Below are 22,410 nucleotides of genomic sequence, written 5' to 3'. Positions count from 1 at the left end.
CGTCGTGGGCTGCGCTCTTCGAGTGTGCTTCAACGCGGAGGCCACGGCCGACTTTCCAGATACTCCCAAGCCACGGCCACGTTTGAAGGCGCTCCCGGGTCCGGGCCACACGCCCTGCCCAGGTCAGCAGTGGTAGGTGTCGGTGGGGGCCTCGAAGTGCATGTCGTAGCCCTCCGGCAAGCGCATCCCGAATGCCGACGCCAGCCCCAACACCTTGCGGGCCCGGGCCAGTCGGGGCAGGTCGGAACCGTTGCGGATCTGACCGCCCTCGGCCTCGAACTCCCCCAGGAACTCGGTGGCCCAGGACAGCTCGCTCAGGGACGGGGACAGCCCCTCGTTGACGGTGGCGGTCTGTTCCGGCATGAGACACAGCTTGCCGGTCATCCCGAACTCCGTGGTCACACCGGTGGCCTCCGCGAGCTTGGCGCCGAGAGCTCCCACGGCCGGTCCGTCGATGGGCCCGGGCAGATTGGCGGCACGCGAGGCAATGGTGAACTGCGAGCGCGTGTACGCCAGCGCCATGGGGTTCTCGCCGAAGCCCGTGTCACGGCGGTAATCGCCGATCCCGAACGCCAAGCGATACGTGGACCGGGCCGTGGCGATCGCCTGGAGGTTCTGCACGCCGCGCGCGGTCTCCACGAGCGCCACGATTCGGGTCCCGCGCAACAGCTCCGCGGTGCGGGTCACGTGTTCCGGGGACTCGGTCATGGCCAGCATCACGCCGTCCAGCCCGGGGACGTCCCGCAGGGCGCGGAGATCCTCCTCCCACCACGCGGTGCCGAAGCCGTTGATGCGCACCCACGCACGGTTCTGTTCGCCGTCCTCGGTGCGCGCACCGAGCCATTCCAGGACGTTCTCGCGAGCCTGGGCCTTGTCCGCCGGGGCCACGGAGTCCTCCACGTCCAGGACGACGGCGTCCGCGGCACTCTGCGCGGCCTGGTCGAAACGGGACCTGTGGGAGCCGTTGACAAGCAGCCACGAACGGGCCAGCTCCGGCCCCACGGCGGGGGTCTCGGTGGGGTCGATGGTCATGGTGGTGGTGTCCGGAATGGTGGTGGTCATGATGTCACTTCGCGATCTGTGTCTGTGAACGGACGCGCCCCCGCGAGTCCCGGGTGCCGCCCGGGGCCCGACGTATCACGACTGCCCCAACGCGTGGGCGTCGGGCAGGTGTACCGATCCGGGTGAGCGGGAAATCGGGGTGGCGCAGGTCAGCCGAACGCACGGACCAACCTGAACGATGGGGCGGTTGGTGCAGGTTGTCCGCCAGTCGTGGTGCCCGGCGGCCTCGACATCCCTCGAATGCGCGGGCCGCGGCGCACGGTGATGCGCTCGGGCGTAAACGGTGACCCCACCGTAACCCAGCTCACACCCGATCTCAACCGGGGGTGGGTTCACCCGTCCCTGCGCAGCGCCCTGGAGGTCTTCGCGGTGGCCACCGCGTTCCATGGGTCCTCGGGCCAGGGGTGTTTGGGGTAGCGGCCACGCATCTCGGCCCGGACCTGGGCGTAGGGCCCCGACCAGAAGGACGCGAGGTCATCGGTGATCGCGAGCGTGCTCCGCCCCGGGGAGAGAAGGCGGAACTGCACGGGCACACGCCCGGCCACGACGCGCGGCGTCTGCGCCCACCCGAAGCACTCCTGCAGTTTCACCGCGACCACCGCCGGACGGGCGGGTTCGTCCTCCGAGAAGACCGCCGGGTAGTCGATCCGGGCGGTGTTCCCGCTGGGAACCGTGAGCCGCTGGGGGACCAGCTCGTCCAAGCGCGCCGCCTCCGGCCAGGGCAGCAGCCTGCGCAGCGCATCGACCACGCGGATCGACCGCAGCGACCCGCCACGCGCCACGTCCCGCAGTTCGGGGGCGAGCCATTCGGTCACGCGCTCGACCAGGGCGGCGTCGTCCATGGCAGGCCACGGCTCCCCCAGGTGACGACGCACCAGCGCGAGCCGGGCGCGCAGGCCGCGGGCGGCGTCGTCCCACGGCAGCAGGTCCAGGCCCTCGGCGGCGAGCGCGGCGCGGATGGCGGGCACGGCGGTGTCCGGATCCGCGCGGACGGGCGTGGCGGAGAGCTCGATCGCGCCCACCGCACGCACCTCGCGGGTGCTCACGCGACCGTTCGAGAAGCTCGCGCGGGTCTCGGTGCGGGCAAGCGGACCGGCGACGAGCTGCGCGTGCGCCAGGTCCAGGGGTGCCGCCGCACGGATCACCGCGCCGGTGCCCGCGGCAACCCTGCCCGCGGCGCGCGTCAGTTCGGCGACGGCCAGCCACTCGTGGTGACGCAGCGGGCTCCCGGTTTCCAGCCCCGCGCGTGTTCCGGAGGCGAGCAGCCACTGGTCCCCGTGGGCGTCCATCCGCCGGGCAATCCACTCGGGGCGCGCCAAGGCCACGACGACACCCTCCCGGACGTCGGCGGGCACGTCCGATTCCGGCCCGCGGGGCGGCGCGTCCGTGTTCTCCTCGGCTCCCTCCGCCGCACCGTCGCCCGCCAGCGCGGGGTGCGCCGCCATACGTTCCAACCGCTGCGCCTCGCGGCGCCACCGAGCGGACTCGTCACCACGGGAGGAGCGCAGCCCGCGCACCAGCGCGGGGACGTCCGCGGCGGGCACGCGGACGCCATCGGAGACGGCGGCGATGACCTCCGCCGCCGTTCTAGCACCCACGAGGTCCGCTCCGTCCAACAGGGCGCGACCCCAGCGAGGTTCCACAGGCAGGGAGACCAGCAGGCGTCCGAGGCCGGTGGCGCGGCCGTCCTCGGCTACCGCGCCGAGGCGCGTCAGCTCGGCTTCGGCGTCGGCGCGGGCACGGGGCGGCAGCGGGTCCGGCAGGGCCATCCCCTCACCTCCCGGTGAGCCCCACACGGCGAGCGCGAGGCACGCGGCGGTGAGGTCCGCCGTGCGCACCTCGGGAACGGAGTGGGCGGGCATGGCGCCCCAGGCGGCGTCGTCGTAGCAGCGCACCACCGTGCCCGGGCCCTGGCGAGCGGCGCGGCCGGCGCGCTGCTCGGCCGACGCCTTGGACGCCGAGACCGTGACGAGCCCGGAGATCCCGCGCCCGGCGTCCCGGCGGGGCTGGCGGGCCAGACCAGAGTCCATCACGAGGCGCACGCCGTTGACGGTGAGCGAGGACTCTGCGAGGGACGTGGTGACCACGATGCGCGGGCGCTCCCCCGGCGCGCGGCCCGCGACGGCGCGGTCCTGCTCGCGCGGGCTGAGCTGACCGTGCAGTTCCAGGACCTCGGCGTCGGTGAGGCCCCGCAGCTGGGCCGCCACACGGGAGACCTCCCGGGCGCCGGGGAGAAACACGAGGGCGTCCACGGTCGGGTCGGTGGCCACGGCGCGGGCATGAGCCGCCGCGGCGGTGCGGGCCACATGAGCCAGGAACGCGGGGGTGACACCCCGTTCGTCGAGGCGCTGCGGGCCCGGCGCCCACTCCACTGTGAGCGGATGCAGCGCGGACGGGCAGTCCACCACCGGAGCGGGCGCGTCCCCTCCCAACAGGGCCGCAAACCGTTTCGCCTCCACCGTGGCGGACATGGCCACGAGCACGAGGTCCTCCCGCAGCTGCCGCAGCTCCGCGAGCATCCCCACGAGCAGGTCCGACTCCACGCCCCGCTCGTGCACCTCGTCCAGCACCACGGCCGCGGTCCCGGCCAGTTCCGGGTTCTGCAGCAGTCGGCGCAGCAGGATGCCGGGGGTCACGAACTCCACCCGAGTGGCCTTCGACGTCCTGCGCTCGCCCCGCACGCTCCAGCCGATGACGCCGCCCGGCTCCGTCACCGTGAGCGCGGCCAGCCGGCGCGCGGCGGCCCGAGCGGCCACCCGGCGGGGCTGGACGACGACGACGCGGCCGGTGACGGGATCAGCATCCGCACCGGACGCCCCTACGAGGTTTTCCAGGACCGCGTTGGACACCATCGGCGGCACGAGAGTGGTTTTGCCCGTCCCGGGCGGGGCCTGCACCACGGCCGCGCCCCCGCGCAGCGCCTCCTGCAGAGCCGGCACGGACTCCGCGAACGGCAGGCCCCGGCCGATCCGGCGGACGTCGAACGGGGCGGCACTCATGGGTTCCAGTATGGCCGAGCCCTCGGACGCGGTTGTTAGGGTGGCAGCCCCCGACGGAGAGGTGGGCATGGACTCGACCGCGAAACGTGGCCGCGCACTGGGCATCGGCGCGATCGTCGCCGGTGTCATCCTGTTGGTGGTGACAGCGGTGACGGGAATGCTCACCTTCACGTTCCTCACCTTGACGTTCGTGGCCGTGGTCGTCGGCGCGTGCGCGGTCGCGATGGCGGGCCGCTCGAACGGCCACGACCGAGCAGCGTCGGCGGGCACAGCGACGTCAACGGACCCGACGCCGAGTGGGACGGCGCCCCGGCCACCTGCCTAGAGTGGTACCCATGACCAACGCGCAGCTTCCCGAGCAGGTATCCGAGATCTTCGACCCGCAGCAGTGGCGTCCGGTGCAGGGCTTCGAGGACCTGCAGGACATCACCTACCACCGCGGGGTGGAACGGGACGGGGACGTGGTCAGGGATCTGCCGTGGGTGCGGATCGCGTTCGACCGGCCCGAGGTGCGCAACGCATTCCGTCCCGGGACCGTGGACGAGCTGTACCGCAGCCTGGATCACGCCCGGATGTCCTCGGACGTTGGCGCCGTGATCCTCACGGGCAACGGCCCCTCCGCCAAGGACGGCGGGTGGGCGTTCTGCTCGGGCGGCGATCAGCGCATCCGCGGCCGGGACGGCTACCACTACGCCGAGGGTGAGACCGCGGACTCCATCGACCCGGCCCGCGCCGGACGCCTGCATATCCTGGAGGTCCAGCGCCTGATCCGCACGATGCCCAAAGTCGTGATCGCCGCGGTCTCCGGTTGGGCCGCTGGCGGCGGCCACTCGCTGCACGTGGTGTGCGACCTCACCATCGCGTCGAGCGAGCACGGCAAGTTCAAGCAGACGGACGCGACCGTGGGTTCGTTCGACGCCGGCTACGGTTCCGCCTTGCTGGCCCGCCAGGTGGGCCAGAAGTTCGCACGAGAGATCTTCTTCCTCGCGGATGAATATTCCGCCGAGGACATGCACCGGATGGGCGCGGTCAACCGGGTGGTCCCGCACGCGGACCTCGAGACGACGAGCGTCGAGTGGGTTCGCAAGATCACCGCTCAGTCCCCGCAGGCCGTGCGGATGCTCAAGTACGCGTTCAATCTCCCGGACGACGGCATGGTGGGCCAGCAGGTCTTCGCGGGCGAGGCCACCCGCATGGGCTACATGACCGACGAGGCCGTCGAGGGCCGGGACGCCTTCCTCCAAAAGCGCGACCCCGACTGGTCCGCGTTCCCCTACTACTTCTGAGCATCACGGCATGTCGGATTATCCGAATGATCCCGCGTTGCCGGGTGAGCCCGTGTCGGCACCCGAGGCGCGGGCGCTGCCGAGCGACGTCGTCACCCTGGACGGGCCCGTCCCCGGGGACCCACTCGAGCTCGTACCGCGCCTGACCGCAGCCCTGTCCCGACCGGGCCCTGCGGTGGTCGTGGCGACGTCCGGCTCCACCGGGCGCCCCAAGAAGACCGTGCTGAGCACGCAAGCTCTCACGGCCTCCGGTCGCGCCACCGAGCGTGCCACGGCAGGCCCCGGTCAATGGTTGCTGTGCCTACCGGCGCACTACGTCGCGGGCATCCAGGTGCTGGCGCGCTCGGTGCTTGCGGGCACGCGCCCGGTCGCGATGCCCACCGAGCATTTCACCCCCGCCGCGTTCGCGGACGCCGCGCAGCGGCTCACCCATCCGGTGCGCTACGTCTCGGTGGTGCCTACGCAGCTGCAGCGCATTCTGGACCCGCGCGACGGCGCACCCGACCCGCGCGCCGTCGCCGCCCTCGCCCGCTTCGATGCCGTCCTCGTGGGCGGCTCCGCGCTGTACCCCGACCTCGCCGCGCGCGCCGCGGACGAGGGCGTGCACGTGGTGCGCACGTACGGGATGTCGGAGACGTGCGGGGGCTGCGTGTACGACGACGCCGCGCTCGACGCCGTCACCGTCGGGATCGTCCCCGACGGTGCACCATCCAGCGCCGTACCCGACCCGAACGAGCGCCGGGAGGGCCGGATCTGGCTGGGCGGGACGGCCGTGGCCGACGGCTACCTGGACGATCCCGCCCAGACCGCGGACCACTTCCGTGTGATCGGCGGCGTGCGCTGGTACCGCACGGACGACCTCGGTGTGCTGCGGAAGGACGGGACGCTCAAGGTGCTGGGCCGCACGGACGACGTCATCAACACCGGCGGTGTGAAGGTCTCCGCGGGACTGGTCGCGGCCGAACTGCAGCGTGATGAGCGGGTCCGCCAGGCACTCGTGCTCGCGGTGCCGCACCCGGAGTGGGGGCAGGCGGTCGCGGCGTTGATCGCGCTGCGGGAGGGCTCGGACCTCAATGCCGTGGAGCATGAACTGTCCTCGGCGATCCGGGACGGGCTCGGAGCCCCCGCGGTGCCCAAGCTGTGGCGTCACGTGGCGCAACTGCCCATGCTGGCCACGGGGAAACCCGACCGCCGTTCCGCCGAAGCGTTGTTCGCGAGCCCCGATGTATAGCGCGCCGGCGTTCCACGGGGCCGGGGTGTGGCTGCCGACCGCGACAGGCCGGGCGGTCCTGCGCGACGACCCCACGGACGGGACGAGGTGACATCATGCCCGCGCACTCCCTCGACCTGGTGCTCTCCCCCGCCTCAGATGATCTGATCCGCTCGCGGTGGGCGGCACTGCACGGGGCCGGTCTACCGAGCCTCGCCACGCATCGCGGTGCGTCCAACGCCCCGCACATCACCGCGCTGTCCGCGCCCTGGATGCCCGAACACGTCCTGGCCCGAGCACGGGAGATGTTCTCCGCATTGTTGCCGTGTTCCGTGGACATCCCTGGGTTGCTCGTTGTGGGGCACGGGCCGTTCGTGCTCGCGGAGTCGGTGATTGTGCCACCCGGGGTCACGGAGGCCGTCCGCGAGCTGGAACGGATCGCGGCGGAGTCCCGACCCCCGGCGCGCCCGTGGGTTCCGCACCTGACCCTGGGTAAGCGACTCACCGCATCTCAGGTGGGTAGGGCCTTGGAAGTACTCGCAGACGTGCCCGCACCGCGCGCGGTCGAGATCGCGGGCCTGCGACGGTGGGATCCCGACCAGCGCGTCACCGCCATGGTGGTGGGCTGAACCGGACCGGGCGGCTTACCGCGCTCGCGCCGTCGTCATCCCTTGGGCTCGGCGAGACCGCGCATGCCTGACGCACTCAGGCGCCCCAGCGCCCGACCGGAATCCGCGACCGCCTCCACGGCCGGGCCGCTGGGACCGCCTGGGCTCATCGTGTCCCCGGAACGTGTGCACATGCACAGCGCGTGAAACAATGACACGAACCCGTCCCCGTTCTCGAAAGGTTGCACCGTGGCCACACCAGCTCAGTGGGTCGAGGGAGCACGTCTGCGTACGCTTCCCATGGCCGCGGCCCCCGTGATCGCCGGCACCGCCGCCGCCCAGTGGATGGCTGCCGCACGGTTGGGCCCCGCGGTCCTCGCGCTGCTGGTCGCGCTGTTCCTGCAGATCGGGGTGAACTACGCCAACGACTACTCTGACGGCGTGCGCGGGACGGACGACGATCGTGTGGGCCCGTTGCGTCTGACCGGCTCCGGTGCGGCATCCCCCCGCGAGGTCAAGACCGCGGCGTTCGTGTGCTTCGGGCTGGCTGCGCTCGCAGGCATCGCGCTCGTGGTGGTCTCCCAGCAGTGGTGGCTCGCCGCGGTGGGTGTCCTGGCGATCCTCGCGGCATGGGGCTACACGGGTGGCAAGAAGCCCTACGGGTACATGGGACTCGGCGATCTCTTCGTGTTCATCTTCTTCGGTCTCGTGGCCACTCTGGGTACCACGATCACCCAGGCCGGGCGGCTCAACCTGGAGTCGTGGGTCCTGGCGATCTCCACCGGGCTGTTCGCGTGCGCGCTGCTCATGGCCAACAATGTCCGGGACATCCCCGGGGACCGCGCCGTGGGCAAGAAGACCCTGGCCGTGCGTCTGGGCGATCCGAAGGCCCGGCTCACGTTCACCACGGAGCTGTTCGTGGGGATGGTCCTGCCGTTGCTGCTCGTGCCCCACAACCCGTGGGTGCTCCTGATTTATGCCGTGACGCCACTGGCCATCGGCGCGGCCGTGACCGTGCTCAGGACCACCGACCGGCGCGAGCTGATCCCCGTGCTCAAGCAGTGCGGTTTCATCAACCTGGGCGTGACCGTGCTCTACGCGATCGCAGTGCTGGTGCACCAGTACCTGGGCTGACACTCCCCGCCGCTTGAATCATGGCGTCGCGCTCCGGGTGTGCGCCATCGCGACCCCTGAAGTGCCCCGGGCCAGAACCCCGCGGGCGGACGCTCAGACGTCCTTGCGAGCCTCGCGGTCCGTGTAGGAGTCCTCGATCTCCTGGTCCTCCAGGGCCACCCGGTTGGTGGGCTTGGGGGTGCGTGAGATCCATCGGTGGAAGTCCTGGCCCGCGGCGTAATGCAGCTTGGGGAAGAAGATGTAGCAGATCGCGAAGGCCGCCACCACGGCCGCGATCCCGGAGAAGACCAACCCCAGCCCCAGGTACATGCACAGCAGGAAGAGCACCACCAGGATGCCCAGGCGCAGCAGGGAATACTTCACGAAGTTCACCCGACCATTCTACGGGCCCGCCCTGGGTGCTTCCCGGGCACCGTGGTTGCCTGCGAGAAGCCCCGATCTGGACAGGACGTTGCCCGTGCGGGGCATCTGTCTCGAACGCCCTCCCCGCTCAAGGCCCCGGCCCTGGTCAGGGCGCCTTCCTGCCCGGGCCCGATCCGGACGGAACGCGCGTCCCCACCCGCCGCGCTGACCCGAAGAGGAACTGCCCAGTCCACTCCCCTAGGATGATCCGCATGGGCAGAGCGATCCTGATCATCGGAGCAGGCGCCCTCGCTGTGGGCGTCATCATTTACGCGCTCATCGAGTGCGCGCAGTCGGACAAGTACGCCGTGCGGGCCATTCCCAAGTGGGGTTGGCTGTTGGTGATCCTGCTGTTGCCGGTGGTCGGGGCGGTGCTGTGGCTCTTCTTCGGCCGCCCCCGCAAGGACGACGCCGCTCGCGAACCCCAGCGCGGCCGCGGCCCGGATGACGACCCCCAGTTCCTGCGCAACCTCGAGGAGCGGCGCAAGCAACAGGAACGCGCTCGCAAGCTCCAGGAATGGGAGAACGAACTCAAGCGCACCGGTCGCGCCCCGGGAGAACGCCCCGACGCCGAGGAGCCGGTGTTGGATCCCTCCGACCCGCGCCTCGCTGCTCCCTCCCCCGACCACCCGGCGGGTGATGTCCGCGCGGACGACCCGGACGACGTCGCCCCCCGCAGCGGCTCCCACTCGGAAGACTCAGACGCTCCCCGGGACGATCCCGACGCGGACGGGCTGGACCCCGACAATCCGCGCGGCGACGACTCGCGTCCCGGTGGTTCCACTCCCCGCTAACGAGCCCGAGATACCCACTGAACATGACGTGAGCCCCGCCCCATGAGGGACGGGGCTCACCTGTTTCGCGAACTCATGTCACGGGCTCATGCCCGCGGAGGACTCACAGGCCCGAGTACGAGTGCAGGCCCGGGAACAGCGTGTTGACCACCGCGAAGTTGAACACCACGCACAGGTAGCCCGCGATCGACAGCCACGCGGAACGATTGCCGTTCCAGCCGCGGGTCACGCGCGCGTGCATGTAGGCGGCGTAGACGGTCCACACCACGAAGGTCCAGACCTCCTTGGTGTCCCAGCCCCAGAACCGACCCCAGGCCTGATCCGCCCAGATGGCACCGGCGGCCAGGGTGAAGGTCCAGAACACGAATCCCACGGAGTTGAGCCGGAACGAGAAGTTCTCGAGGGTCACGGATGTGGGCACGGCCCGCAGGAAGCCCAGACGGGCGTCCTCGCCGGTGGCCAGCTTCTTCTCGCGGCGGGACTGCAGCAACTGCAGCACGGCCATCGCGAACGTGATGGTGAAGATCCCGGAGGCCGCGACCGCGATGGACACGTGGATGATGAGCCAGTAGGACTGCAGTGCGGGCTGCAAGGGGGACACGGGGGTCGGGAACGCGATCGTGGCCAGACACAGCATGATGAGCACGAGGCCGGAGACCATGGGTCCCACGAAGCGCAGGTCCTTGAAGAACAGCGTCACGAGGTACACGCCGGCCACCACCAGGGCGCCCGTGGTGCAGAACTCGTACATGTTGGCCCACGGCACACGGTCCGCGGCGACACCGCGGGAGACCACCGCGAACGCGTGCAGCAGGAACGCGATGACCATGAGGGTCACGGCCACGCGGGCAGCCGGGCGGCGGCTGTTGTGCTGGTAGTCCAGCGCCTCGAACTCGTTCACGCCTTTGGCGCCGTCCGCCGAGGTCCGGAACTCATCCGCGACGGACTCACCGGTCCCCGCGCCGTCGCCGGACGCACCCCCGGTGGAAGAGCGAGTGAACGCGGAACGCGACACCGTGGAACCGACCGTGGCGGAACCCGCCGCCCGGGCCCCGGAATGCGCGGCCGTGGCGCCCACGAGTTCCTTGGCCTCGCCCTCGGCGGTGTCACGCCGGGCACGTTCAGTCAGGCCGAGGGTCTTGGAGTGGGAGGCCATGTCCCACACGAAGGCCACGAACACCACCAGGTAGGTCATGGCGGCCAGGAGCATGAACCATTCGCTCCAGTTGCCCAAGGTCACGTTGATGTTGCTACCCATTAGTTCACGCCTTCGAATTCAGGTGGAACTCCCGCACGCCGCGGTCCTCCCACAATGACGTCCACAGAGCTGTCAGTTTTTCCGCTTCCGCGCCCAAGCGGTGGTCCTCGCCACGCGCCAACAGTCCGTACTCCAGAACAGTACACCGCACCCCGTTGGCGTCCTCCGTGGTGGTGGCCCGCACCCACGCCCTCCGGCGCGCGATGAACAGGCTCATGATGAGCCCGATGAACGCGAGCACGAAGAAGATGAACGCGGGGATCCGCCCGGGGTCGCTGTTCACGTCCAGACCCACGTAGCGCTTCACGTCCAGGAACTCCACGCTGCCCTTGCCGTTGGGCAACTGCACCTCGCGGTGTTGACCGTCCAGCAGGATCGGGCCGTTGGCCGAAGTCATGGAGTTCAGTTCCGTGAGGTTCTCGGTGTTGAGCACGTACACGTTCTGCGGTTGCCCGCTGTCCAGGCCCAGGTCCCCGTAGAACGAGGACAGGATCAGCGCGGGGTTGTTCAGCGCGGGGTCCGCGGAGCGCGGGATCTCCCCCGGCTCCGAGACGGCCGTGGGCAACAACAACCCCACGAACCCGAGCTGATCGGGGCGGGCGTCCGGGACCTTGAGGGTCAGCGAGGACGTGTACACGGAGTCCGAGGGGACCGTGACCACGGGGCCCTCGTAGGCCACGTTGCCTTCCCCATCCGTCACGCGGATCACGGGCGCGTAACCGTTGCCTACCAGGTACACCTTGGTGCCGTTGACGTTGAGGGGCTTGTTGACCGCGAGGTTCACGTCCTGGGGTGTGGCCCCGGGTTCGTCCGTGACAGTCAGGTCCGCGTTGAAGTCGGTGGGCTGACCGTAGTTCCGGGGATCGGAGGTGTCCCGATTGAACGTGGCCTGGAAGTTGTTGAGCCGCACCGAGAAGGGGTTGAGCCAGTCCGGGTCGAAATTGGTCCCCGGGTTGAAGGAGTCGTAGTCCACGAGGGTGTTCACGAAGGACTCCCCCTCCACGATGATCTTCTGCCCCTTGTACCCGAACAGGGCACCGATCGCCACGGAGACCAGCACGCCCAGCAGCGCTACGTGGAAGAGGATGTTGCCCACTTCCTTGAGCATCCCGCGCTCGGCCGCGACCGACGGCGCCGCGGAGCCCAGGTCCTGTGTCTGCACCCGGTAGCCGCGCTTCTTCAGGGCGGCGGCGGCCTGCTCGACGGCGTCGTCCGGGGAAGGTGCGGCAGCGCCGTCGCGCCCGCCCAGCATGACCTTGCGGTACTGCGGCAACCGGGAGATCCGGCGCGGGGTGCGCGGCGGCTTGGAACGCCACGCCTTGAAGTGCTGGACGGCGCGCGGGAGCACGCAGCCCACGAGCGAGATGAACAGCAGGAGGTAGATCGCGGAGAACCAGTAGGAGGAGAAGACGTCGAACAGCTGCAGGCGGTCCAGCCACGGACCCATGGTGGGGTTCGCCTCGATGTAGCTGGTCACCGCGTCCGGGTCCTGGACCCGCTGGGGGAACAGGGATCCCGGGACCGCGGCGATCGCGAGCAACAACAACAGCACGAGGGCCGTGGACATCTTGGTCAGTTGCCGCCAGGCCCACCGGGCCATGCCGAGGGGACCCAGTGAGGGGACCTCCACGTCGGAACGCTGCGCCTTCTTCGGGCGTGGCGTGCGCGTCTCGGTCATATCGGCATCACCCAATCGGTTACGAATTCGGACTGGACCCACGAGACCAGTGCGGACCACACGCCCGTGGCCATGGCGGCCCCGATGAGCACGAGCACGGCACCGCCCACGCGCTGCAGCGTGAGACGGTGCCTGCGGAAGAAGGACATGGCCCCCATGCCCCGGCGCAACGCCAGGGCGATCAGCACGAACGGGACGCCCAGTCCCAGGCAGTAGGCGGTGGTGAGCACCACGGCCTTGCCGGTGGACGCGCCGTCCACGTAGACGAGCGCCTGCACCGCGGCGAAGGTCGGGCCGATGCACGGGGCCCATCCCAAACCGAAGGCCATCCCCAGGAGGGGCGCACCCCACAGCCCCGGGGGCGGGCGGCGCTCGATCTTGCGGTCACGCTGGAACCACGAGAAACCACCCATGAAGACCACGCCCATGAGCATCACCAGGATCCCGAGCACCACCATGATCCACTGCTGGCCCAACAACCACGCGAACGCGCCGAGCTGCGCGAGCACCACGGACATCAGCACGAACACCGCGGAGAACCCCAGGACGAACAGCACCACGCCCGTGAGGATCCGCCCGCGCCGTTGTTCCCGCAGGTCCACCCCGGTGAGCCCGGTGATGTAGCCCAGGTACCCGGGCACTAGTGGCAGGACGCACGGTGAGGCGAAGGAGACGAATCCCGCGAGCAGCGCCACGGGCAGCGCGGCAATCAGTGAACCGTCGAGGACGACCTCGGCGAAGGGATTGCCGTTCATGCGGACTCAGCCACCGTGTCCTTGATCAGGGCGTCCAGGGTGGATTTGTCCGCTTTGCCCAGCACGCGGGCGGCCACGCGACCCTGCTCGTCCAGAACGAGGGTCGTGGGGACGGCCTGCGGCGGGATGTAGTCGCTCAGTGCGAGCAGCACGGCCCCGTTGAGATCGGACGCGGAGGGGTAGTCCACCCCGTAGTTGCGTTCGAACGCCTCCGCGGTGGGCTGCTGGTCGCGCAGGTTCACGCCCAGGAACTGCGCGCGGTCCTGGTACTCGTGGTGCAGGGCCACGAGGTCCGGGGCCTCCGCGCGGCACGGCGCGCACCCTGCGTACCAGAAGTTCACGACGGCGGGCTTGCCGCGCAGGCTCTCGGCGCTCACGGTGCTGCCGTCGAACATCTCGGCCTCGAACTGCACGGGCTCCCCGCGCTGCTCCGGCGCGTACTCGCTCACGGAACCGTCACCGGCCACGTAGCCCTTCTCGCCGCCGGCGTTGGCCTGCTGGGCGAGGCTGTCGTTGCCCGAGGACGAGCACCCCGCGAGCGCGAGCCCCAGACACACCACCACGGCGACCGCTCCCGTGCGCACTCGGGCACGGGCAGGCAGGGAACGGGCGGATGAACAACGCGGAGAAGTCACGGGGAGAACTCCTGGGAAGAGGTCGTGGGGTGAGAGATCAATTATGAGCCGGGAAGCTGATTGACGCCTGGATAGAGGTGGGCGGCGGGTTCCCGGTAGGAGACCTCCGGGACCTGCGCGGCGTCCACGTCCTCGAACGTTAAGGACGTCAGGGACGCGAGGTTGCACTCACGCCGCCGCGGGTCGTGCGGCAACGGACGGCCCTGCGCGGACAACCGCGTGAGCCAGATCGGCAACTGGTGGGACACGGCCACGGCCTGGGCGCCGTCGCCACCGCGGCGCACCGCGTCCCGGGCGAGTTCCCGCACGGCCTGTGCCATGCGCTCGACCTGCGCCTTGTAGGGCTCACCCCACGAGGGCCGCAAGGGGTTGAGCATGTAGGGCCAGTGCTTGGGCTTGGCGAGCTCACGACCGGTCACGTGCAGACCCTGGAAGTGGTTGGCCGGTTCGATCAACCGCTCGTCCGTGCGCACCTCGAGCCCCAACTCGCGGGCCACGGGTGCGGCAGTCTCCCGCGTGCGGGTCAGCGGCGAGCACGCCAGCAGAACGATCCGATCGCCATCCTGGACCCGCCGGGCCAGGTCCGCCGCGGCGGCCTCGGCCATCCGAGCGCCCTTCTCGGACAGGTGGTAGTCCGGGAGCCGCCCGTAGACCACGTGCGCGGGGTTGTGGACCTCGCCGTGGCGCAGGAGGTGAACGGTTGCTGAAGGCATGCCCCCAGTGTCTCAAACCCCGCTGTCAGCCCCCAATCGGCCCCGTCGGCACGGAACTGACCCCGTCAGGACAGCACGGCGCGCAACCGGGCGGCGTCGATGCGCAACCGGTCCCATGGGGCTCCGTCCACGAAGACCACGGGGATGTACTCGGCGTAGTCGCGCAGCAGCTGCAGATCGCCCGTGATGTCCCGCTCGCGGTACTCGCTGCCCGTCTGCTCGCACACCCCGGTCACGACCTCGCGCGCGTCCTCGCACAGATGGCATCCCGGTTTGGTCAGCAGCGTCACTGTGTGCGCCGGGCGCGGGCGGGTCCAGTCCGCGCCGGAGAGCAGGGGCGTACGACGTCGCTCGCGCCCGTCCTGCCGCCCCGCGGCACCGGCGCCCGCGCCGGTTCCACGCGCCGTCGTCGTTGCGGGAGCCGTCGTCCCGCGCGTCGTCGCCGCTGCGGGTTCCGCCTGCACGGCGGGGCCCGGTTCGGCCGGACGGGCGGGATCGAGACGGTCGGGGCTCACGGGCTGCTGCGTCATGCGGCCCATGCTACGCACGCGGACACTGCGCACACGATGAAGGCCCCGTTCCCATAGCGGGAACGGGGCCTATCACGGGCGCGCTTACTTCTTGTTACGGCGCTGGTGACGAGTCTTGCGAAGCAGCTTGCGGTGCTTCTTCTTGGACATGCGCTTGCGGCGCTTCTTGATGACCGAACCCATAGGATCCCTCACAGTTCTCTGGACAGTGGTATTTGCTGGGGGCCGCGGGTGAACACCGCCCCGCCCCTGCTCACGCGGGGGCAACATACGTTTAACGGCAAACTACTGGCCTACCTTACCGTGCGACCCCGCCGGGCCCGAAAACGGGCGCTCAGGCGCTCGCGCGGCGATCGGCGTCGAGTTCCTCGTCCTGCTCTGGCCGCCCGTCCTGCTCCGTGACGGAACGCCCCCGCGGCGTGGCCGTGCGCTTGTCCCGGGACGACGCCACACGGTCCAGCGAGCGTGGTTCCGCGACCGAGGCGCGGGAGTCGTCCGGGTCCACGCCGGCTTCCTCGTACTGGTAGGTGATGTGTTCGGCCACGAGGCGGGCGGCCAGGTTGTGGTCCCCCGCTTCGAGGGCGCCCACGATGGCCCGGTGTTCGGCGCGGATGCGGCTGGACGTGGTGCTCCACAGCGGCACATGACCCACGAGTGCCAGGGTGTACTCGTAGATCGAGTCCCGCAGGGCGGTGAACAATGCCGCGTTCACCGCGTTGCCGCCCGCCTTGACCAGCGCGATGTGGAAGCTCACGTAGAGGTGGTGGAACTGCTTGAGCCCCAGGTCCTCGTCCATCTGCGCCATGATCGCGTGCAGTTCCTCGCGCGGGATGCTGTGCTTCTCGGCGTTCTCTAGGGCCGAGGTCTCGAGCATCACGCGAGTCTGGACGATGTCACGCAACGGGTGCTGCGACGTCGCTATGTGCAACTGCAGTGCGGGACCCGCGGACGCGGCCGGTTCGCGCACCAGGATGGGGAGAATGCTGCGGTGCGGGCCCTCGAAGAGTTTGACGATGCCCTGGGCCTCCAGGATCTTGAGGGTCTCACGCATGGAGTTGCGGGACACCCGGAAGATCGCGGCCAGGTCCTTGTCGGTGGGCAGTCGTTGACCCAGCACCAGGTTTGCGTCGAACAGCTCGTTCTCGAGCCATTGCAGAACCTCTCGATGCGTTGCCATATATCCCACCCTAAACGTCGTACGGCGCCCGACCGCCGTATGGCACGGTCGGGCGCCCGGCGCGCCGCTCTCCGGACGCGGCCGTGCTCAGATGATGCCCTGGGCCACCATGGCCCGGGCGACCTTGAGGAACCCCGCGATGTTCGCACCGGCCACGTAGTTGCCCGGCATCCCGAACTCCTCGGCGGTCTCCGCGCAGCGATCGTGGATCCCGCGCATGATCTCCCGTAGGCGTTGCTGCGTGTAGTCGAAGCTCCACGAGTCGCGGGACGCGTTCTGCTGCATCTCGAGCGCGGACGTGGCCACACCGCCGGCGTTGGCGGCCTTACCCGGCGCGAACAGCACGTCCGATTCCTGGAACCGGTGCACGGCCTCGGTGGTGCACGGCATGTTGGCACCCTCGGCGACGGCCACGATCCCGTTCTCGAGCAGGGTCTTGGCCTGACGGCCGTTGAGCTCGTTCTGCGTGGCACACGGCAGCGCGACCGTGCCGGGGACGTCCCACACCGAACCGTCGGAGATGAATCGGGCGCTCGAGCCGCGCCGTTCGGCGTACTCGCTGATTCGGGCCCGCTCAACCTCCTTGACCTGCTTGAGCAGCTCCAGGTCGATGCCGTTGCTGTCCACCACGTAACCACTCGAGTCCGACGCCGTGAGCGCCTTGGCGCCGAGCGACTGGGCCCGCTCGATCGCGTAGATCGCCACGTTGCCCGAACCGGAGACGATCACGTCCCGGCCCTCGAGGTCCAACCCGCGGGTCTTGAGCATCTCCTCCGCGAACATCACCGCACCGTAGCCCGTGGCCTCGGTGCGCACGAGCGAACCGCCCCAGGACAGGCCCTTGCCCGTGAGCACACCGGACTCGTAGCGGTTGGTGATGCGCTTGTACTGACCGAAGAGGTACCCGATCTCACGCCCGCCCACGCCGATGTCACCGGCGGGGACGTCCGTGTACTCACCGATGTGGCGGTACAGCTCGGTCATGAAGGACTGGCAGAACCGCATGATCTCCGCGTCACTGCGCCCGGACGGGTCGAAGTCCGATCCACCCTTGCCGCCGCCGATGGGCATGCCGGTCAGCGCATTCTTGAAGATCTGCTCGAAACCCAGGAACTTCACGATGCCCAGGTACACCGACGGGTGGAACCGCAAGCCACCCTTGTAAGGACCCAGCGCGGAGTTGAACTCCACCCGGAACCCGCGGTTGATATGCACCCGGCCATGGTCGTCCATCCACGGCACACGGAAAATGATCTGACGTTCGGGTTCGCAGATACGCTCCACGATCGCGGAGTCCAACAGATCCGGATGGCGAGCCACCACGGGACCCAACGACTCGAAGACCTCGTCCACGGCCTGGTGGAACTCGGACTCACCCGGGTTGCGCGCCGTGACGATCTGCCGGATGGGGATCAGTTTCTCGTGCATGTCTCTCCTGCCCTCTTGAAAGGTCTGCGGCTCCCACTCAACCGCGGCGTGAACCGCGGTTGCGGCGCCGGAAACCCGTCAGAGTGGACAGCAGACCGCTCTGACGGCGATGCGCGGCCCCGCGAGGTCGGATGAGCTCCGCGATCTCGGGCGAGTTCGTCTCCGGGGAGACAGCGCGGGGCTCTGCATCGTGGGGCTCGGCATCATGCGCGGCACGGGGCTGCGCAGCGGGCTCGGTGTGGGCACCATCGTCCACAGTATCCCCTGTGACCTGGGCCTCCCGTTCGTCGGCCAGGCCCTCCGGATCAGCGGAATTGATAGCTTCTTCGGTGACCCCCGAGCTGAACTGCACGACTTTCTCGGACCCCTGGGATGATTCGTCGAAAAACTCGGCTTCTACGGGCGTCTCTGCTTCGCCAGAATTTTCTTCCGGACGGGGATCATCGACCGGGGATCCGGGGGCGACCGTGGGAGCGGGGATGTCCAGGACCTCGGGATCGTCCGAGGTGTTGGTGGCCTCCGCGACCTCCGTCGTGACGTCGGTGACATCCGCCGTGAACCACGGCAGGGACCGCTCGGGTTCGCGCACAGGTTCCTGGGCGGCGCCGACGTCACCGGCCTCGGCGCGTACGGGCTCCGGGCGCGGGGCGTCCTCGGGCGACGGTGCGGCGTCATGGTCGGTCGACTCGGCGGAGGCGTCCGTGGTCAGCTGCGCAGCGTCGTCGACGGCCAGCTGCACAGCGACGTCGTTCGCCATGGTGGGCCCATCGGACTCGGCCGGGGCGGACTCGTGCGCATCCGTCACGGGAGTGTCCGCCTCGTTCGCGGCGGCGACCAGCTCGTTCACCCAGTCGAGCACGGCCACGAAGGGCTCGGCGGTGAGGTTGTAGAAGCGCTTCTGTCCCTGGGCGCGCGTGGTGACCATCCCGGCGTCGCGCAGGACCTTGAGGTGCTTGGACACCGTGGGCTGGGAGACCTCGAGCGCGGTGACCAGCTCGCCCACCGGCCGGGGCCCCCCGCACAGGGCCGTGAGGATGCGGCGTCGGGTGGGGTCGGACAAGGCGGAATATGCGTCGTGGGACATGGGATTCACCTTAGACGGGCTACCCACCCTGACCCAATCAGACCTTCCCGTCACGGGTCGGTCCCACCAGCGTCAGCCCTGCCAGGGTCAGTCGTACCAGGGGTCCAGTCCCCACTGGGGAAAGACCTCCTTGCGCGTGGCCATGATGCTGCGGTCGGTCTCGTCACTGGGGTCGTAGCCGATCTCCCACGAACGCCACCAGATGTCGACGTCGTCGCCCATGCGCTCGGGCGGGCGCCCGCCGTACTTTTCGGCCATGTAGCTGCGCCACGCCTGCGGGACCGGCGTGTTCACGTCCACGGGGTATCCCGAGGCGACCCCCACGAGGTGCGCCCACGAGCGGGGAACGGCGTCGTGGCAGTCGTACCCGCCGCCACCCGTGGCGATCCACCGGCCCTCACATAATTCCGCCGCGAGCTCGGACACCGCCAACGCGATCTGACGCTGCCCGTCCACGCTCATGCGTAAATGGGTCAGTTCGTCCTGGAAGTGGGAGTCGCAGCCGTGCTGGGAGACGATCACCTCGGGACGGAACTCGCGCGCGATCGGGGGGACCACGGCGTCGTACGCTCGAAGCCACTGGGAGTCGTCCGCGCGCGTGGGCATGGCCACGTTGACCGCGGTGCCGGCCGCCGCCCCGGAGCCGATCTCGTTGGCGAAGCCCGTGCCCGGGAACAGGGACAGGCCCGTCTCGTGCAGGGACACGGTCACGACGCGGGGCTCGTCGTAGAAAATCGACTGGGTGCCGTCCCCGTGGTGGCCGTCCACATCCACGTAGAGCACGCGCTGCACTCCGTTGTTCAAGAGGTGCTGGATGGCCACGGCACAGTCGTTGTACACGCAGAAACCTGAGGCCTTGTCCGCCGCGGCATGGTGCATGCCACCGCCGAAGTTCACGGCGTGGACCACGGAACCGCTCAGCAGGTCCACGGCACCCTGGTAGCTGCCGCCCACCAGGCGCGCACTCGATTCGTGGATGCCCTCGTAGCCGGGAGTGTCCTCGGTGCCCAAACCGCATTCGGGGATCTGCCGCGTGGGGTCCTCCGAGACGGCGCGCACGGACTGCACGTAGGTCTTGGTGTGCACGAGTTCCAGGACGGAGTCGTCCGGGACCTCGGGGACGGTGACCCGCACGTTGGGCGCGGTGTCCAGGCCCAGGTTCTGCACCAACCGCATGGTCGCGTCCAGGCGGGTGGGGCTCATGGGGTGGTAGTCCCCGAAGTCGTACTGGAGCAACCGGGGATCCCAGTAGACACTGGTGGGGTAGACGGCATCCTTGCCCGTTGTCGCGGAGCTCACACCTCCATTAGAACACTCACGCGCGTGCGGCAGTCGCTGCAGCGCACTGTGACGGGGGATACTAGGGGTCGTTGCGCCGATCCACCCCCGCGGGCCGTAGGATTCCGCGTGACCCGACCGTCCATCGGATCCCGCGAGGAGGTGCCGTGAGCGAGCTCGAACAACCCAACGCCGTCGAGGAGCCTGCATCCCCCACGCCCTCCGGTGAACCGCTGACCACACGCACGGCGCGAGGCATCCGGGACTTCGTGGACCAGATCGCGAGTTCCTCGCCCGCGCGGCTCGCGGTGATCGTGTTCGTGATCGTGGACCTGGGCTTCGCGGCCCTGTTGTGGCTGCCCTTGTCCGCTAATCCCGGTCAGGAGACCCGGTTCGTGGACGCCGTGTTCACCGCGACCTCCGCCGTGACCGTGACCGGACTGACCACGGTGTCCACGGCCGCGCAGTGGTCCGTGTTCGGCCAGGTAGTCATCCTGATCGCCATTCAAGTGGGCGGTCTGGGCACCCTGACGCTCACGTCCATCCTGGCGCTGGCCATCGGGCGCAAGCTCGGGCTCAAGTCCAAGCTCATCACTCAGGAGGCCCTCAACATCGGGCGCTTGGGTGAGGTCGGCTCGCTGCTGCAGATCATTGTGATCACCTCCGTGAGCATCGAGGCCGCCCTGGCGCTCGTGCTCTCCGTGGGGTTCCTCGCCGAAGGAGAACCCCTGGGAACGGCCCTGTGGCACGGGGTGTTCTACGCGATCTCGAGCTTCAACAACGCCGGGTTCACGCCCCACACGGACGGGCTCGTGCCCTACGACCACGCCGGGCCCACCGCCTGGCTCATCCTGCTGCCCGTGTGCATCGGGGTGATCGTGGGGTCCCTGGGCTTCCCCGTGATCTTGGTGCTGCGTCAGGTGGGGTTCCGGTTCACCCGGTGGAACCTCAACGCCAAACTCACCGTGGTCACCACCGCCGCACTGTTGCTGCTGGCGTGGGTGCTGTTCACGGCCATCGAGTGGGCCAACCCGGACACCCTGGGCGGACAGTCCGTCCCCGAGCGGATCTTCCAGGGGTTCTTCGCGTCCGTGATGATGCGCTCGGGCGGTTTCAACCTGGTGGACATGACCGACACGTCCCAGGTCACGCTGTTGCTCACGGACGCCATGATGTTCGCCGGCGGCGGTTCCGCGTCCACGGCCGGTGGGATCAAGGTGACCACACTCGCCGTCGTCTTCCTGGCCATCCTTGCGGAGGCCCGCGGCGACCAGTCCGTGATCGCGTTCTTCCGCACCATCCCTGACTCCGTGCTGCGCATCGCGATCTCCGTGATCATGATGGGCGCCTCCGTGGTGCTGCTGGGTTCGAGCATCATGGTCGCCCTGACCCACATGCCCCTGGACCACGTACTGTTCGAGGTCATCTCCGCGTACGCCACATGCGGTCTCAGCACCGGTGTGTCCGCGGGCGCCCCGGACGCCGGGAAGTACGTGCTGTCCGTCATCATGCTCATCGGCCGCATCGGTACCAACACCGTGGCCACGGCCCTGGCCCTGCGCTCGCGGCGCCGGCTCTACACGTACCCGGAAGAGAGGCCCATCATTGGCTAAGAACTCCTCCCACTCCGTCCCCGTCCTGGTGGTGGGCCTCGGGCGCTTCGGCTCTGCCACGGCCCTGCAGCTGATCCAGCAAGGGCGCGAGGTCCTCGGCGTGGAACGCGACGCCGCCCTCGTGCAGAAGATGTCCGGCCAGCTCACCCACGTGGTCGAGGCCGATGCCACGGACATCGACGCCCTGCGCCAGCTCGGCGCCGCCGAGTTCTCCTCCGCCGTGGTGGGTGTGGGCACGTCCATCGAGTCCTCGGTGCTGACCACCGCAAACCTCGTGGACCTGGGGATCGACCGGATCTGGGCCAAGGCCATCTCCCCCGCCCACGGCAAGATCCTCGCGCGCATCGGCGCCCACCACGTGATCTTCCCCGAGGCCGACGCCGGGCGCCGCACCGCCCACCTGGTCTCCGGGCGGCTCCTGGACTACATCGAGTTCGACGACGACTTCGCGATCGTCAAGATGTACCCGCCCCGGGAGACGCAGGGGTTCACGCTGGGCGAGTCCGACATCCGCTCCAAGTACGGCGTGACCGTGGTGGGTGTGAAGTCCCCGGGCGAGGACTTCACCTACGCCCGCCCGGACACCACGGTCAGCTCGCGGGACCTGCTCATCGTGTCCGGGCACGTTGACCTGATCGAACGGTTCGCCGCACGCCCCTGACCCGGTTGCGTCTCGGCGGGCCGTTGTGATCCGGCATCACGGCCCGACGCCCCTCGGTGACCGGCGTGACCGACGCCCGCGAGCGACGTCGTCCCCCGCTACGGC

Annotated in this window: 22 protein-coding genes; 8 read left to right on the top strand and 14 right to left on the bottom strand. The window is 69.5% G+C overall.

The window, feature by feature from the left end:
- Window positions 1–123: 123 nt before the first annotated feature.
- Together RF650_RS05430 and hrpB are read right to left on the bottom strand one after the other, a co-directional pair.
- Window positions 124–1,062 (bottom strand): CoA ester lyase, encoded by a 939-nt coding sequence (locus RF650_RS05430; protein ID WP_131332392.1) that lies wholly within the window; start codon window positions 1,060–1,062, stop codon window positions 124–126.
- A gap of 332 nt (window positions 1,063–1,394) precedes the next feature.
- Window positions 1,395–4,061 carry an ATP-dependent helicase HrpB gene (hrpB, locus tag RF650_RS05425; protein ID WP_368814299.1) on the bottom strand — a complete coding sequence of 889 codons (2,667 nt, stop codon included), beginning with the start codon at window positions 4,059–4,061 and terminating at the stop codon, window positions 1,395–1,397.
- Window positions 4,062–4,128: 67 nt separating this feature from the next.
- Between hrpB and RF650_RS05420 the strand changes: the two genes are divergently transcribed.
- The 5 genes from RF650_RS05420 to RF650_RS05400 all read left to right on the top strand — a co-directional run bounded on the left by RF650_RS05420 (window position 4,129) and on the right by RF650_RS05400 (window position 8,299).
- Window positions 4,129–4,386 (top strand): hypothetical protein, encoded by a 258-nt coding sequence (locus RF650_RS05420; RefSeq protein ID WP_368814298.1) that lies wholly within the window; start codon window positions 4,129–4,131, stop codon window positions 4,384–4,386.
- 10 nt (window positions 4,387–4,396) lie between these two features.
- Window positions 4,397–5,347: a 1,4-dihydroxy-2-naphthoyl-CoA synthase gene (locus RF650_RS05415; RefSeq protein WP_368814296.1), complete on the top strand. Its 951-nt coding sequence runs from the start codon at window positions 4,397–4,399 to the stop codon at window positions 5,345–5,347.
- Window positions 5,348–5,357: 10 nt separating this feature from the next.
- Entirely contained in the window at window positions 5,358–6,578 is a 1,221-nt protein-coding gene (locus tag RF650_RS05410; protein WP_368814295.1) for an AMP-binding protein, read from the top strand.
- 95 nt (window positions 6,579–6,673) lie between these two features.
- Complete coding sequence (locus RF650_RS05405) at window positions 6,674–7,186, top strand: 2'-5' RNA ligase family protein (RefSeq protein ID WP_131332388.1); 513 nt, start codon at window positions 6,674–6,676, stop codon at window positions 7,184–7,186.
- Between the two features lie 228 nt (window positions 7,187–7,414).
- On the top strand, window positions 7,415–8,299 hold the full coding sequence (locus RF650_RS05400; protein WP_035965116.1) for a 1,4-dihydroxy-2-naphthoate polyprenyltransferase: 885 nt from the start codon (window positions 7,415–7,417) through the stop codon (window positions 8,297–8,299).
- Between the two features lie 93 nt (window positions 8,300–8,392).
- Here the strand turns inward: RF650_RS05400 and RF650_RS05395 are convergent, their stop codons facing one another.
- Entirely contained in the window at window positions 8,393–8,671 is a 279-nt protein-coding gene (locus tag RF650_RS05395) for a DUF4229 domain-containing protein (protein WP_035965117.1), read from the bottom strand.
- 242 nt (window positions 8,672–8,913) lie between these two features.
- On the opposite strand from RF650_RS05395, the gene RF650_RS05390 reads away from it, so the two are divergent.
- The gene (locus RF650_RS05390; RefSeq protein ID WP_239319138.1) at window positions 8,914–9,495 is read left to right on the top strand and encodes a PLDc N-terminal domain-containing protein; all 582 of its coding nucleotides are present in this window, start codon (window positions 8,914–8,916) and stop codon (window positions 9,493–9,495) included.
- Between the two features lie 103 nt (window positions 9,496–9,598).
- On the opposite strand, the gene ccsB is transcribed toward RF650_RS05390, so the two are convergent.
- The 11 genes from ccsB to RF650_RS05335 all read right to left on the bottom strand — a co-directional run bounded on the left by ccsB (window position 9,599) and on the right by RF650_RS05335 (window position 20,052).
- Entirely contained in the window at window positions 9,599–10,753 is a 1,155-nt protein-coding gene (gene ccsB, locus RF650_RS05385; protein ID WP_239319137.1) for a c-type cytochrome biogenesis protein CcsB, read from the bottom strand.
- Between the two features lie 4 nt (window positions 10,754–10,757).
- A complete protein-coding gene (locus RF650_RS05380) occupies window positions 10,758–12,431 on the bottom strand; it encodes a cytochrome c biogenesis protein ResB (RefSeq protein WP_206398598.1) in 1,674 nt (557 codons plus the stop codon).
- Window positions 12,428–13,186: a cytochrome c biogenesis CcdA family protein gene (locus RF650_RS05375; RefSeq protein ID WP_085106234.1), complete on the bottom strand. Its 759-nt coding sequence runs from the start codon at window positions 13,184–13,186 to the stop codon at window positions 12,428–12,430. The genes RF650_RS05380 and RF650_RS05375 overlap by 4 nt, the downstream gene beginning before the upstream one ends.
- A complete protein-coding gene (locus RF650_RS05370) occupies window positions 13,183–13,821 on the bottom strand; it encodes a TlpA disulfide reductase family protein (RefSeq protein ID WP_179861282.1) in 639 nt (212 codons plus the stop codon). The genes RF650_RS05375 and RF650_RS05370 overlap by 4 nt, the downstream gene beginning before the upstream one ends.
- A 41-nt stretch (window positions 13,822–13,862) precedes the next feature.
- The gene (locus RF650_RS05365; RefSeq protein WP_085106233.1) at window positions 13,863–14,534 is read right to left on the bottom strand and encodes a histidine phosphatase family protein; all 672 of its coding nucleotides are present in this window, start codon (window positions 14,532–14,534) and stop codon (window positions 13,863–13,865) included.
- A gap of 65 nt (window positions 14,535–14,599) precedes the next feature.
- Window positions 14,600–15,064, bottom strand: coding sequence for a glutaredoxin family protein (locus tag RF650_RS05360; RefSeq protein ID WP_206398599.1), 465 nt, complete (start codon window positions 15,062–15,064; stop codon window positions 14,600–14,602).
- Window positions 15,065–15,148: 84 nt separating this feature from the next.
- Window positions 15,149–15,247, bottom strand: a complete 99-nt coding sequence (locus tag RF650_RS05355; RefSeq protein WP_005504750.1) for an AURKAIP1/COX24 domain-containing protein — start codon at window positions 15,245–15,247, stop codon at window positions 15,149–15,151.
- A 151-nt stretch (window positions 15,248–15,398) separates the two neighbouring features.
- The gene (locus RF650_RS05350; protein ID WP_085106231.1) at window positions 15,399–16,241 is read right to left on the bottom strand and encodes a FadR/GntR family transcriptional regulator; all 843 of its coding nucleotides are present in this window, start codon (window positions 16,239–16,241) and stop codon (window positions 15,399–15,401) included.
- An 87-nt stretch (window positions 16,242–16,328) separates the two neighbouring features.
- The gene (gene gdhA, locus RF650_RS05345) at window positions 16,329–17,669 is read right to left on the bottom strand and encodes an NADP-specific glutamate dehydrogenase (RefSeq protein ID WP_368814294.1); all 1,341 of its coding nucleotides are present in this window, start codon (window positions 17,667–17,669) and stop codon (window positions 16,329–16,331) included.
- A 37-nt stretch (window positions 17,670–17,706) separates the two neighbouring features.
- Entirely contained in the window at window positions 17,707–18,753 is a 1,047-nt protein-coding gene (locus RF650_RS05340; RefSeq protein ID WP_368814293.1) for a metalloregulator ArsR/SmtB family transcription factor, read from the bottom strand.
- Between the two features lie 87 nt (window positions 18,754–18,840).
- On the bottom strand, window positions 18,841–20,052 hold the full coding sequence (locus tag RF650_RS05335; RefSeq protein ID WP_368814292.1) for an acetoin utilization protein AcuC: 1,212 nt from the start codon (window positions 20,050–20,052) through the stop codon (window positions 18,841–18,843).
- Window positions 20,053–20,198: 146 nt separating this feature from the next.
- Here RF650_RS05335 and RF650_RS05330 point away from each other — a divergent pair, with 146 nt between their 5' ends.
- Together RF650_RS05330 and RF650_RS05325 are read left to right on the top strand one after the other, a co-directional pair.
- Entirely contained in the window at window positions 20,199–21,644 is a 1,446-nt protein-coding gene (locus tag RF650_RS05330; protein WP_368814291.1) for a TrkH family potassium uptake protein, read from the top strand.
- Window positions 21,637–22,305: a TrkA family potassium uptake protein gene (locus tag RF650_RS05325; protein WP_035965130.1), complete on the top strand. Its 669-nt coding sequence runs from the start codon at window positions 21,637–21,639 to the stop codon at window positions 22,303–22,305. Before RF650_RS05330 ends, RF650_RS05325 begins: the two co-directional genes overlap by 8 nt.
- The last annotated feature ends 105 nt before the right edge of the window (window positions 22,306–22,410 follow it).

It is taken from the genome of Kocuria sp. CPCC 205297 (assembly GCF_040981035.1).
In the GTDB taxonomy this organism is placed as follows: domain Bacteria; phylum Actinomycetota; class Actinomycetes; order Actinomycetales; family Micrococcaceae; genus Kocuria; species Kocuria marina.
Note: the sequence above shows the minus strand (reverse complement) of the source record. Positions and strands in the feature narration are given on the sequence as shown.

Coding starts and splice junctions, on each gene's coding strand:
- RF650_RS05430 (WP_131332392.1), bottom strand. CDS start 1,062: ATGACCACCACCATTCCGGACACCACCACCATGACCATCGACCCCACC.
- hrpB (WP_368814299.1), bottom strand. CDS start 4,061: ATGAGTGCCGCCCCGTTCGACGTCCGCCGGATCGGCCGGGGCCTGCCG.
- RF650_RS05420 (WP_368814298.1), top strand. CDS start 4,129: ATGGACTCGACCGCGAAACGTGGCCGCGCACTGGGCATCGGCGCGATC.
- RF650_RS05415 (WP_368814296.1), top strand. CDS start 4,397: ATGACCAACGCGCAGCTTCCCGAGCAGGTATCCGAGATCTTCGACCCG.
- RF650_RS05410 (WP_368814295.1), top strand. CDS start 5,358: ATGTCGGATTATCCGAATGATCCCGCGTTGCCGGGTGAGCCCGTGTCG.
- RF650_RS05405 (WP_131332388.1), top strand. CDS start 6,674: ATGCCCGCGCACTCCCTCGACCTGGTGCTCTCCCCCGCCTCAGATGAT.
- RF650_RS05390 (WP_239319138.1), top strand. CDS start 8,914: ATGGGCAGAGCGATCCTGATCATCGGAGCAGGCGCCCTCGCTGTGGGC.
- ccsB (WP_239319137.1), bottom strand. CDS start 10,753: ATGGGTAGCAACATCAACGTGACCTTGGGCAACTGGAGCGAATGGTTC.
- RF650_RS05380 (WP_206398598.1), bottom strand. CDS start 12,431: ATGACCGAGACGCGCACGCCACGCCCGAAGAAGGCGCAGCGTTCCGAC.
- RF650_RS05375 (WP_085106234.1), bottom strand. CDS start 13,186: ATGAACGGCAATCCCTTCGCCGAGGTCGTCCTCGACGGTTCACTGATT.
- RF650_RS05365 (WP_085106233.1), bottom strand. CDS start 14,534: ATGCCTTCAGCAACCGTTCACCTCCTGCGCCACGGCGAGGTCCACAAC.
- RF650_RS05360 (WP_206398599.1), bottom strand. CDS start 15,064: ATGACGCAGCAGCCCGTGAGCCCCGACCGTCTCGATCCCGCCCGTCCG.
- RF650_RS05355 (WP_005504750.1), bottom strand. CDS start 15,247: ATGGGTTCGGTCATCAAGAAGCGCCGCAAGCGCATGTCCAAGAAGAAG.
- RF650_RS05350 (WP_085106231.1), bottom strand. CDS start 16,241: ATGGCAACGCATCGAGAGGTTCTGCAATGGCTCGAGAACGAGCTGTTC.
- gdhA (WP_368814294.1), bottom strand. CDS start 17,669: ATGCACGAGAAACTGATCCCCATCCGGCAGATCGTCACGGCGCGCAAC.
- RF650_RS05340 (WP_368814293.1), bottom strand. CDS start 18,753: ATGTCCCACGACGCATATTCCGCCTTGTCCGACCCCACCCGACGCCGC.